Source organism: Rhizobium sp. YS-1r (assembly GCF_000757525.1).
Taxonomy (GTDB): Bacteria; Pseudomonadota; Alphaproteobacteria; order Rhizobiales; family Rhizobiaceae; genus Neorhizobium; species Neorhizobium petrolearium.
The window spans coordinates 65,162-77,053 of sequence record NZ_JPYQ01000055.1 but is presented as its reverse complement, the minus strand read 5'-3'; the positions used below and the strand labels follow the sequence as shown (position 1 = coordinate 77,053).

At 60.8% G+C, this 11,892-nt stretch carries 8 protein-coding genes; 6 read left to right on the top strand and 2 right to left on the bottom strand.

The genetic code is table 11. The features are described from left to right. Positions 1 to 91: 91 nt before the first annotated feature. Together JL39_RS23230 and JL39_RS23225 are read right to left on the bottom strand one after the other, a co-directional pair. Positions 92 to 1,639, bottom strand: coding sequence for an indolepyruvate oxidoreductase subunit beta family protein (locus tag JL39_RS23230; protein WP_037156418.1), 1,548 nt, complete (start codon positions 1,637 to 1,639; stop codon positions 92 to 94). Positions 1,640 to 1,649: 10 nt separating this feature from the next. After that, positions 1,650 to 3,803, bottom strand: coding sequence for an indolepyruvate ferredoxin oxidoreductase subunit alpha (locus JL39_RS23225; protein ID WP_037156417.1), 2,154 nt, complete (start codon positions 3,801 to 3,803; stop codon positions 1,650 to 1,652). Between the two features lie 329 nt (positions 3,804 to 4,132). Here JL39_RS23225 and JL39_RS23220 point away from each other — a divergent pair, with 329 nt between their 5' ends. The 6 genes from JL39_RS23220 to JL39_RS23195 all read left to right on the top strand — a co-directional run bounded on the left by JL39_RS23220 (position 4,133) and on the right by JL39_RS23195 (position 11,892). Next, positions 4,133 to 5,668: an ABC transporter substrate-binding protein gene (locus JL39_RS23220; protein WP_152601245.1), complete on the top strand. Its 1,536-nt coding sequence runs from the start codon at positions 4,133 to 4,135 to the stop codon at positions 5,666 to 5,668. Between the two features lie 181 nt (positions 5,669 to 5,849). Then, a complete protein-coding gene (locus tag JL39_RS23215) occupies positions 5,850 to 6,857 on the top strand; it encodes an ABC transporter permease (RefSeq protein WP_037156415.1) in 1,008 nt (335 codons plus the stop codon). Continuing rightward, positions 6,850 to 7,746, top strand: coding sequence for an ABC transporter permease (locus tag JL39_RS23210; RefSeq protein ID WP_037156413.1), 897 nt, complete (start codon positions 6,850 to 6,852; stop codon positions 7,744 to 7,746). Before JL39_RS23215 ends, JL39_RS23210 begins: the two co-directional genes overlap by 8 nt. Then, entirely contained in the window at positions 7,743 to 8,603 is an 861-nt protein-coding gene (locus JL39_RS23205; protein ID WP_037156411.1) for an ABC transporter ATP-binding protein, read from the top strand. The genes JL39_RS23210 and JL39_RS23205 overlap by 4 nt, the downstream gene beginning before the upstream one ends. Then, positions 8,603 to 9,430, top strand: a complete 828-nt coding sequence (locus JL39_RS23200; RefSeq protein ID WP_037156408.1) for an ATP-binding cassette domain-containing protein — start codon at positions 8,603 to 8,605, stop codon at positions 9,428 to 9,430. The genes JL39_RS23205 and JL39_RS23200 overlap by 1 nt, the downstream gene beginning before the upstream one ends. A gap of 113 nt (positions 9,431 to 9,543) precedes the next feature. Continuing rightward, positions 9,544 to 11,892 carry a bifunctional salicylyl-CoA 5-hydroxylase/oxidoreductase gene (locus JL39_RS23195; protein WP_037156406.1) on the top strand — a complete coding sequence of 783 codons (2,349 nt, stop codon included), beginning with the start codon at positions 9,544 to 9,546 and terminating at the stop codon, positions 11,890 to 11,892.

Here is an 11,892-nt window from a genome sequence, read left to right as displayed (position 1 = left end):
GATTTACCGGTGCCGAGGAACTGCGCATCCAGATTTTGGTCAGATGCGCAGCAAAAGCAACGGGATCGCGGCTTTAATGTGTCTGATATGCTTAAAGCGTGGCGACCGTCTTCAAGGCGCCGTCAAGCGCGATCCCGTTCTCGTCGAGCAGTGCAGCCTGACGCAAACGTTTCATCCAGATCGCACCGTCCTCGCGGTCGCTAAGTGTCATCAGCGCCGACATCACCCGGTCGAACTTCGAAAGTCCCCGCGCATGGGTATCGGAATAGCCCTTCACCAGCCGACGATTGTTGATCACTTCGACTGCAAGATCATAGTTCCGCGAGAGCAGCGGAGTCGCCGCATTGAGCCAAGCCTCGAGGTGCTCCGTCTCGCGCAGGTGCCGCAACGTGCCGCGACGGATACGGCGCAGCGCCGCGAGCGTATAGAGCGTCAGGAACCAGAAGAGGGTGCCGGTTTGCACCCGGCGGCCCTTGTTGATGCGTCGGTCGAGCCAGGAGAAAAGCTTTGGGCGCTTCTCGACCCAGAGACCAAGCCCCTTCGGCATCGTGCCACAGACCTCGTCCATGCGCGGATGCATGTATTCGGTCATGTAGAGGATCTGGTCCTGCTTGACGCCGACCTCCTTGCGTACCCGATCGAAGCGGCTGCCGCGGGTCTTCAGGTCGGCAACACGGATCACGTCGTCATAAGCCATCGCAACGGCGACATATTTCGCCGACTGAACTGTGAAGGCATAATCCTTCTCCTCGCCGCCATTGGCACAGTCGAGGGCATGGAGCTGACCCACACGATCAAGATACTCGCCGGCATACGCCGGATCCTGGAAATCCGCGAGCTTCTTGACGCCGGCAAACAGCAACGGCAAGGCGACTTCCGGAAATTCGGCACGCAGGCGATGCACCAACCGGTCGAGCTCCGGATGACCGGCCGTTTCCGGCATGGCGTCGAAACGCTTCGGCGGCGAGGCGCTTATCTCGTCCCGTGGCCTCGCCCTGGCCCGGTCGAACGCGGCATTGAAGGCCTTCAGGCTCGCCTCGATGCCTTTGCCTCCACCACGGATCGTCGCTTCGAACGCATCCTTGGAAAAGGGCAGGACGTCGGCTGCAGCCAGTGCGCCGAACATCGAGGCGGAAATCACGCTGCCGTTCTTGAGCGCCAGCGTATCCATGTCGAAAGCAATCGTCCGTTTGGCGGCGAAATCCGTGGCGCCGACCACAACCGTCGGATCGCCGATGCCGTCCCCCGGCTTTTCCTTCTCGCCGACTGCAAACGAGCGGTGCGTCGAAGCGATCAACACCGTCTTGTCCGGCGTCACGAGGCCACGAAGAACCGAACGGCCAGCCTCCATCAGCTCGGCGGCGAGCACGACATCCACATCGCCCGGTGTCGGCATCAGGGAGAAGATCGGCGAGACACCATCCCTGGCCGGCAGCATCTCGATGTAATAGATCGTGGCGCCGGTGCGCTGGGCGACGCCCGGCACTGAGGTGGATTGCGCCATCCAGCCCTGCTCTTCAGCAAGCGCAACGATCCAGTCGGCGAGCACGCCACCGCCCTGGCCGCCCATGGCGAGAATGGCGAGCGTCAGCGGCTTGTCGGAAGCGATCAGCGTCTTCAGGTTCACGGTTTCGTTCATAACCTTGTCCTTAATCCGCGAACACGATGCGACCGGCAGCGCGGCGGGCCTGGAGCCACCCGATGACCTTGTTACGCATATGGGAGACGAACCTGTCCCAGCCGGTCGGGTTGTGGATGACATCGGCGCGATAGAAGGACGGACAGAGGACCGCAGCCTCCGAAACCTCGCCGCAATTGCCGCAGCCGACACAGCTATTGTCGATCGCCGCAACCGGATCATCCTTCAGGGGATCATCGGTATGCTTGACCGAAAGCGACGGACAGCCGGAAAGCCGGATGCAGGCGTGATCACCCGTGCAGACGTCTTCGTCCACCCCGAACCGTTCCTTCACCATGCGCTTGCCATCCTTCACCGCCTTGGCGAATTGCGGCTTCACGCGGCGCTGCTTGTTCAGCATGCATTCGGAGGAGGCCACGATGATCTTCGGCCCCTTCTCCTTGGTCGTCAGCGCTTCCTTCAACGTGTCGCGCATCTTGGCGACGTCATAAGTGCGGTCGATCTGGCGCACCCAGGTGGCGCCGATGCCTTTCACGGCATTGACAATGGAATTGTTCGTCTTGCGGTTTGGATTGATAGCGCGCGATGAAAGGATGTCCTGCCCGCCGGTCGCCGCCGAATAATAATTGTCGACGACGAGAATGACGCCGTCCTGTTTGTTGAAAACCGCGTTGCCGACCGAGGTGGCAAGACCATTGTGCCAGAAACCGCCGTCACCCATGACGGCGATCGAACGCTTGTCCGCCTCGACATTGAAAGCCGAGGCGGAAGCCGGGCCGAGACCATAGCCCATCGTCGTGCCCCCTATATTGAAGGGCGGCAGGATCGAGAAGAGATGGCAGCCGATATCCGCCGAGACGTGATGCTCGCCGAGTTCCTTTTCGACCAGCTTCATGGCCGCGAAAATCGGACGCTCCGGGCAGCCAGTACAAAAGCCGGCCGGACGGGCGGGCACGACTTCCGCCAGCGCCTTGACTTTCGGATCATTCAGGATCGGTGTCGGGTCCGGAACTGGCGGCTGGTTGCCAAGCAGGATTCGGTCATACATTTCGATAAAGGTTTTCAAACCCTTCATCATCACCGGTGCGGTATATTCTCCACCAAGCGGCAGGATATCCTTGCCGTGGAGCTTCGTCTGAATGTCCCGGCGACGCAGGAGCGTATGCATCGTCTGCTCGATATATTCCGGAGCGCCTTCCTCCACCATGATCACGGCCTTCTTGCCGACACAGAAATCGACGACCTCCTCGTCGATCATCGGATAGGCGACGTTCATCACGTAGAGCGGGATCGATGAATTGCCGTAGACGTCAGCCAGTCCGAGTTGCTGCAGGGCGCGCATGACGCCGTTATACATGCCACCCAGCATGATAATGCCGATTTCACCCTCTTCCGGACCGAAGAACTCGTTGAGCTTCTTCTCCTTGATGAAGTTGACGGCTGCCGGCCAGCGGCGCTCCAGCTTGTCCTTCTCGTGAATGAAGTTTGCCGGCGGCAGCACAATACGGTTCACGTCGCGCACTGGATTTTCGAGCGCCTGCTTCAGCGTATAAGTCGGCCGCTTGTTGTCCTTGGCAACGAACTGGCCATGCACATGGCAGGCGCGGATACGCACTTCCAGCATGACCGGCGTGTTCGATGCTTCAGAAAGCTGGAAACCATCCTCGACCGCCTGAACGATTGAAGGCAGATTCGGCCGCGGATCAAGCAACCACATCTGCGATTTCATGGCGAAAGCGTGGGAACGCTCCTGCATGATCGAAGAGCCCTCGCCAAAATCCTCGCCGAGAATGATCAGCGCGCCGCCGTTGACCCCGCCGGAGGAGAGGTTCGAGAGCGCATCCGAGGCGACGTTGGTGCCGGCCGTCGATTTCCAGGTCACGGCGCCGCGCACCGGATACATGACCGACGCCGACAGCATGGCGGCAGCGGCGGCCTCGGACGCGGACGTCTCGAAATGCACGCCGAGATCTTCCATAACATCCTTGGCGTCGGCCAGCACGTCCATCAGATGCGAGATCGGCGAGCCCTGGTAACCGCCGACATAGGAGACGCCCGATTGCAGCAGCGCCTTGGTGATCGCCAGGATGCCCTCGCCCCGAAAGATTTCACCTTCTCTAAGCTTCAGATCCTCGACTTCGCGGGCAAATGATCGCTCAGCCATGGCAGTTCCCCTTCGCCTCGTCGGCCTCAAGCTATAAACATTTGCAAAACCATATTTTTGACGTCATGCATTTGTCAATTCACAATTTCCACTAAGGCGTCCAGCTGAATTTTGGGATTCTGATGAGTCACAAGCGTCACTTGTCAGAACATTTATATATGCAATTGCATATTATTGGATCGTGCAGGAATAAAAAACACTTGTTTTGGCCGCAAATAACCCTTGCCGCCATTCGACACTTATTTTAACGTTAAACCATTCAAACGAACGAGCCCGACACGGACGGCCTGTCCGCAAGTTTGGCCGAGTGGGAACAATGGAGTTAGATCATGATGACGCTCTCCCGGCGCCAGGCATTGGGCCTGGGCACGGCTACTTTTCTGACAGGTGTATTTTGCGGACGTAACGCAGTTTTTGCGCAGGACAGTTCGACGCTGACCATTGCCTATAACGTCAACCTGCCCTCCTTCGATCCGACGGTCGGCCCGTCAGCTGTCAACCCGACAATCCAGGCGATCTACCGCTCGATCTTCGACCAGTTCATCGGCCAAGGCCCGGATCTTTCTTTCCAGCCCGGCCTTCTGACCGCCTGGGGCTGGAACGACGACAAAACGCAGATCTGGATGGACGTCCGCGAAGGTGTCAAATGGCACGACGGCTCCGACCTCACGCCGGAGGATGTCGTCTGGTCGCTGGAGCGCGCAGCCAAACAGGAAACCGGCAATCCGATCCAGTTTGTCTGGTCGACTGCCGGCAACTACAAGATCGATGGAAAGCGCATAACCGGCGACGTGAAACAGTTCGATCCGACTTTCTTCAAATGGATGGCCTTCCTGACCGGCTATGTCATGCCGAAGGCCTATTACGAGAAGGTCGGCGCGGAGGGGTTCGAGAAGAAACCGGTCGGCACCGGCCCCTACATGGTTGATGCCTATGAAGGCAATGCCTTCCTGCGCCTCAAAGCCAACCCGAACTATTACGGCGGCAAGCCGGCCTTCGACACGGTCGTTTTCAAGTTCGTGCCGGATGCAACCACCCGTGTGGCAGAAATCGAGTCCGGCTCGTCCGACATCACGCTCGAAATTCCCTATGAAGAATACGACCGCCTGAAGGGGAAGGCCGGATTGAAAGGGGCCGTCACGCCGATCTCCGACATCGGCATGATCTTCCTGAACAACATCGACGCCATGCTCGACAAGAACGTGCGCCTCGCCGCCCATCATGCGATCGACAAGAAAGCGATCGTCGATCGGCTGCTGCGCGGCTATGGCGTGCCGATCGATACGCTCGAGGCACCGGAATACGATGCCTATGACGCGTCCATCAAGGTCGGCTATGACCAGGCAAAAGCCAAGGACCTGCTCAAAGCTTCCGGCTATTCCACCGACAAGCCTGTCAAATTCAAGATCCAGACGACGCGCGGCTTCAAGCCGAAGGATTACGAAATGATCCAGGCGATCGTCGGCATGTGGCGCCGCGTTGGCATCGAGGCGGAGATCGAGGTCTACGAGATCGCCAAGCATTACGAACTGCGGGCCGCCGACCAACTGGCGCCCGCCGCCTTCTACAACTGGGGCAACGCGATCGGCGACCCGACGACCTCCACCGGCTTCGCCATGTTCGGACCCTCGCCGCACTCGGTCTGGAACACGGAAGACCTCGACAACATGATCATGCTGCTCTGGGGCGAAAAGGACGAGAAGAAGCGTATCGACGGCTGGAAGGCCGTCAGCAAATACATCGCCGAACAGGGCTACGTCATCCCGTTGCTGCAATACGTCCAACCGATCGTCTACAAGGAGAAGCTGAAGATCGTGCCGAACGTTTCCGGCGCGCTGCAGCCGACGCTGGTGTCAAAGGTCTAAACGGCATTTTGCCACAGGGGTCTCGTGGCCCCTCATCCGCCTGCCGCCACCTTCTCCCCGTACGCGGGGAGAAGGGATAGCCGCACCGCCTGCCAAAGTCCCAGCGTCGCGTGAGGCACGTTCCCTCGCCCCGCTTGCGGGGAGAGGGCAAGGGTGAGGGGCAAAGGACCCGCATGAACCGATGATCGCAATATCCATCCTCAACAGACTGATCGTGGCGACCGTGACGTTGCTCGGCGTCGCCGCGATCGTCTTCGTGCTCCTGCGGATCGTGCCGGGCGATCCGATCGCGATGATGATCGCGCCGGGAGCCAGTCCCGCCGACATCGCCGCACTGCGCGCCAGATACGGCCTTGACCTCAGCTTGCCGGCGCAGTTCGGCGTCTGGCTTCAGTCCGTGTTGATGGGCGATTTCGGCACCTCAATCTCGCTCCGCCGCGACGTGCTGGAACTGCTGCTTGGGCGCTTGCCCGCCACCCTTGAGCTCGCTTTCGCGGCCTTGATCGTCGCCTTGGCTGTCGGCGGCGCGGTCGCTGTGGTCGGCACGCTCTTCCGGCGCACGCCGCTGGAACCGGCAATCGACGCGACCAATGGCGTATTGCTCGCCGTGCCGGATTTCGTATGGGCGCTTGCGCTGGTTCTGGTTGTTGGCGTCTTCATCCCTATCTTCCCCCTCTCCGGCCGCATCGACCCGACGCTATCGATCGATTTCTTCACCCCCTTCTATCTCCTCGAAGGCCTCATCAGGTTCCGCTTGGACGTCTTCTTCGATGTTGCCGCCCATATGGTGATGCCGGTCCTGGCACTCGCCCTGCCGCTTGCGACCGTTATCACCCGCATTCTCAAGGAAGCGCTGCTGGAAGCGATGGTACAGGATTACGTGCTGCTGGCACGGCTGAAAGGCATGTCGGAATTGCGGCTCGTGCTGCAGGAGGCGCTGCGCAATGCCGTCGGCCCCGCCCTCTCGCTCACTGGCGTACAATTCACCTTCCTCGTCGGCGGCACGGTCATCGTCGAGCGCATCTTCGCCTATCCCGGCATCGGTAACATGGCGATTGACGCCGTCATCAATCGTGACCTGCCGCTCATCCAGGGCCTCGTTCTGGTCTTTGGTGCGATCTTCATCGTCATCAACCTCGCCGTAGACCTGCTTGCCGCTGCGCTTAATCCGAGGCTCCGCCATGGCTGAGCCCATCGCCATCACTGGCCCGGCGGCCAAGCCTCGTCGCACCCCGTCACGATTGCGGAACCTGTTCGCCGAACGACAAGTGCTGTTCGGCGGCGGCTTCATCCTGCTCCTGGTCGTCATCGCGATCCTCGCGCCTTTCATCGCGCCAAAGGATCCGCTGGAACAGGATCTGATGCTGGGCTCGCTGCCGCCCGCCTGGCTCGACGGTGCTGAACCCGGTTACTACCTTGGCACCGATGACCTCGGCCGCGACGTCCTATCCCGCCTGATCTACGGCAGCCGGATCGCCTTGCTCGTCGCTTTCGTCTCGGCGAGCCTCGCGGCGCTGATCGGCACTGTGTTCGGCCTGCTGGCCGGCTGGTATGGTGGATGGGCGGACCGCATCATCTCAAGGATCGTCGACATCTGGATGGCCTTCCCGCCGGTCCTGCTCTCCATCCTGCTCGTCGCAGTCTTCGGCTCCGGCGTGCATTCGGTGATCGCTGCGATCGTCATTATTGACTGGACCCGCTTCTGCCGCGTCGTGCGCGCCGAAACGCTCGCCCAGTCACAACTCGATTACGTGACGGCCGCCCGTACCGCAGGCTTCCCGCGCATGAAAATCCTAACGCGGGAAATCTTCCCCAATATCGTGCCGATACTGATCGCGCTGGTGAGTCTCGAAATGGGCATTGTCGTCGTTGTCGAAGCTATCCTCTCCTTCGTCGGCCTGTCGGTCTCGTCCGACACACCCACCTGGGGCGGCATGATCGCGCAGGGGCGCCAGCTCATCCACCATGCCTGGTGGCTGCTTGTGGCGCCGCTCGCGGTGCTGTTCACCACGGTTCTCGCGTTCAATCAGCTCGGCAGCGGCCTGCGCCGGGCGCTCGATCCGGTGCTCAGACGATGACGGAAAACCTGCTCACCATAACCGGTCTTTCCGCCGTTTCCGACCGCGAAGGCGGCATGCCGGTCCTGCGCGATGTCGGCCTGACGCTGAAGAACGGTGGCGTCCGCGGCCTCGTTGGCGAAAGCGGCGCCGGCAAATCGACGATCGCCAAGGCCATACTCGGCATCCTGCCACGAACGGTGCGTGTCACAGGCGGCTGGATCAATTTCAAAGGCCGCGACCTTTTGAGCATGAAGCCGCCGGAGCTGCGCAGCATTATGGGCTCGGAAATCGCACTGATTCCACAGGATCCACAGACGGCCCTTAATCCTGCCCGCCGCATCGGCGCACAGCTCGCGGACGGTCTGAAACTGAAGCGCGGCATGTCCGCCAGAACAGCAGAGGCCTATGCGCTGCAATTGCTGGCCGACGTGCAGATCCGCGATCCCGACCGGGTGATGAAAAGCTTTCCGCATCAGCTCTCCGGCGGCATGCGCCAACGTGTGTTGATTGCCGCTGCCTTCGCAGTCGAGCCGGAACTGGTCATCGCTGACGAACCGACGACCGCGCTCGACGTGACGGTACAGAAAGAAATCCTCCGCCTTATCCGCCACATGCAGGAGGCGCGCGGCACCGGCGTGCTCTTCGTTACCCATGACCTCGGCATCGTGGCGCAGATCTGTGACAGCGTCACGCTGCTTTACGCTGGCAAGGTCATCGAGGAAGGACCGGTGCGCAACGTGCTGGAAAACCCGAAACACGCCTATACAAAGGCGCTGATTGCTGCAGGCCCCCGTTACGACCGGCCGGATGCGGGACTGGAGCCCGTGCCGGAAGCCGTCTTCCGCGAACTTCGCCAGGAGATCGGGATCAGTTGATGGATCAGAACCTGCTCGTCGCCACCGGCATCAAAGTCACCTACGCCAAGCACGCCGGCCTGTTCGGCAGCAAACCCTCGACGCCCGTCCTGCACGGCGTCGATATCCGCATCGGCAAGGGCCAGACGGTCGGCATCGTCGGCGAATCCGGCTCCGGCAAAACGACGCTCGGCCGTGCCCTACTCCGCCTCGTCGATGTCTCCGCCGGCAAGATCGCCTTCGACGGTCGTAACATTACCCATATCCCGGAAACCGAGATGCGGCCGCTGCGCCGGCGCATGCAGATGATCTTCCAGGACCCCATGGCGTCGCTGAACCCGCGCCACACGATCCGCCGCATTCTGACGGGTCCGCTCCTGCTGCATGGCCTGGCCGGCGACGCGGCAACGGCGCTGGAACAGGTAAAATCCGTGCTTGACCGCGTATCCCTGCCCGCCGCTTGCGTCGAGCGATACCCGCACGAGCTTTCCGGCGGCCAGCGCCAGCGCATCGGCATTGCGCGTGCCGTCCTGATGCAGCCCGATTTCGTACTGGCCGATGAAATTGTCTCCGGCCTCGACGTCTCCACCCAAGCACAGGCGCTGAAACTGTTGAAGGGCCTTTCCCGCGAACTCGGACTTGCCATGGCCTTCATCAGCCATGACCTCTCTGTCATTCGAGCCGTCTGCGACTATGTCTATGTGATGCGGCTCGGAAAGGTTGTCGAGGAAGGGCCCTGCGAGCAGGTTTTTGCAAGCCCTTCCGCTGCCTACACCCGCGCGCTTCTCGATGCGATCCCGCTTCCGGAATACGATCCGGGCTGGCTGGAGCGAAGAACCGAAACCTGAACAGGCGCCCGACAAAACCAGACTCGGGGGGAAATTATCAGCTTGACGCCCTGCTCGAACGCCATATAGTTTAAACTTAAAATAATGAGACGGAACATCAGGAGGATTTGGATATGCGCATCGTCTGCATCGGTGGTGGTCCCGCAGGTCTCTATTTCGCGCTCCTGATGAAGAAGTTTCATCCCGAGCATTCCATCTCGGTGATCGAGCGAAACCGACCCTATGACACGTTCGGCTGGGGCGTCGTCTTCTCCGACGCAACCATGGTTTCCATGCGCGCATGGGATCCAGAAAGTGCGGCCGAGATCGAGGATGCCTTCAACCATTGGGACGATATCGAGCTGCTCTTCAAGGGCACGCGCCAGCGCACCTCCGGCCACGGCTTCGTCGGCATCGGCCGAAAGAAGCTTCTGAACATCCTGCAGCGCCGCTGCGAGGCGCTCGGCGTGGAACTGGTCTTCGAGACGGAGGCCAATGGCGATCTTGACTATCCGGATGCCGACCTGATCATCGCCTCCGACGGCTTCAATTCAAAGATCCGCAACCGTTATCCGGAAGTCTTTCAGCCTGACCTCGTTGTGCGCCCGAACCGATATATCTGGCTCGGCACCCACAAGCTCTATGACGCCTTCACCTTCGACTTCCGCAAGACGGAACATGGCTGGTTCCAGGCGCATATCTACAAATTCGACGACAAGACCTCGACCTTCATCGTCGAGACGGCCGAGGAGACTTACGAAAAGCACGGCCTCGGCCAGATGGACCAGCAGCAGTCCATCGACTTCTGCGAGAAGCTGTTCTCGGAGGTACTCGAAGGCTCCGAGCTCATGACCAATGCGCGCCATCTGCGCGGCTCGGCATGGCTCAACTTCAACCGCCTGATCTGCGGCAAGTGGAGCCATTTCAACGGCAATTCACATGTCGTGCTGATGGGTGACGCCGCCCACACCGCCCATTTCGCGATCGGCTCGGGCACCAAGCTCGCGATCGACGACGCGATCGAGTTGACCAACCAGTTCAACAAGCTGGGCCACACCAGGAACAATATCCCGCAGGTTCTCGAAACCTACGAGGAAATTCGCCGCGTCGACGTCGCCCGCATCCAGAATGCGGCCCGTAACGCCATGGAATGGTTCGAAGTGGTCGGCCAGCGTTATGCCGACACGCTGGAACCGGAACAGTTCATGTATTCCATGCTGACCCGCTCCCAGCGTATCAGCCACGAGAACCTGCGCCTGCGCGATCCGAAATGGCTGGAAGGCTACGAACGGTGGTTCGCCAGGAAGAACGGCCTCGATGTGAGCGGCAACGGCCGCACCCTGCCGCCGATGTTCACGCCCTATTCGCTGCGGGAAACCCACCTGCCGAACCGCATCGTCATGTCGCCCATGGCCATGTATTCGGCGAAGGACGGGTTGATGGACGATTTCCATCTGGTCCACCTCGGCTCCCGTGCGCTCGGCGGCGCCGGCCTCGTCTTTGCAGAAATGACCTGCGTTTCGCCGGATGCACGCATCACACCCGGCTGCCTTGGCCTCTGGAACGACGAGCAGGCGGTGCGTTGGAAACGCTTCATCGACTTCGTGCATGACAATTCCACCGCAAAGGTCGGCATCCAGCTCGGCCATGCCGGTCGCAAGGGATCGACCAAGCTCGCCTGGGAAGGTATCGACCAACCCCTGGAGGACGGCGGCTGGCCATTGATTTCGGCATCCGCCATCCCCTATCTCAAGCACAGCCAGGTGCCGAAGGCGATGGATCGCGCCGATATGGACCGGGTGAAGGCCGATCACGTCCGCGCCGCGAAATATGCGGCACAGGCAGGCGCCGACTGGCTGGAACTGCACTGCGCCCACGGCTACCTTCTGTCGAGCTTCCTTTCGCCGCTGACAAACCTGCGGGATGACGAATATGGTGGCAGCCACGAGGACCGGGCGCGTTATCCGCTGGAAGTCTTCAAGGCGATCCGTGAGGTTTGGCCGCAAGACAAGCCGATTTCCGTACGTCTGTCCTGCCATGACTGGTTCGAGGGCGGCAACACGCCGGAAGATGCGGCAATCTTTGCGAAAATGTTCAAGGAAGCCGGCGCTGATCTGATCGACTGCTCGTCCGGCCAGGTATGGAAAGAGGAAAAGCCGGTCTACGGCCGCCTTTTCCAAACGCCGTTCTCCGACAAGATCCGCAACGAGATCGGTATCCCGACGATTGCCGTCGGCGCAATCTCCGAGGCGGATCACGCAAACTCGATCATTGCTGCCGGCCGCGCCGATCTCTGCGCGGTGGCCCGTCCGCATCTCGCCGATCCGGCCTGGGTGTTGCACGAGGCGGCGAAGATCGGCCTGACGAACATTCCCTGGCCGAAGCAGTATTATTCCGGCAAGGCGCAGTACGAAACCAACCTCGCCCGCGCTGCGGCGGCGGCAGCCCCTCCGGCGGTCGGCCCGGCTGTGGTGGCGAAATAA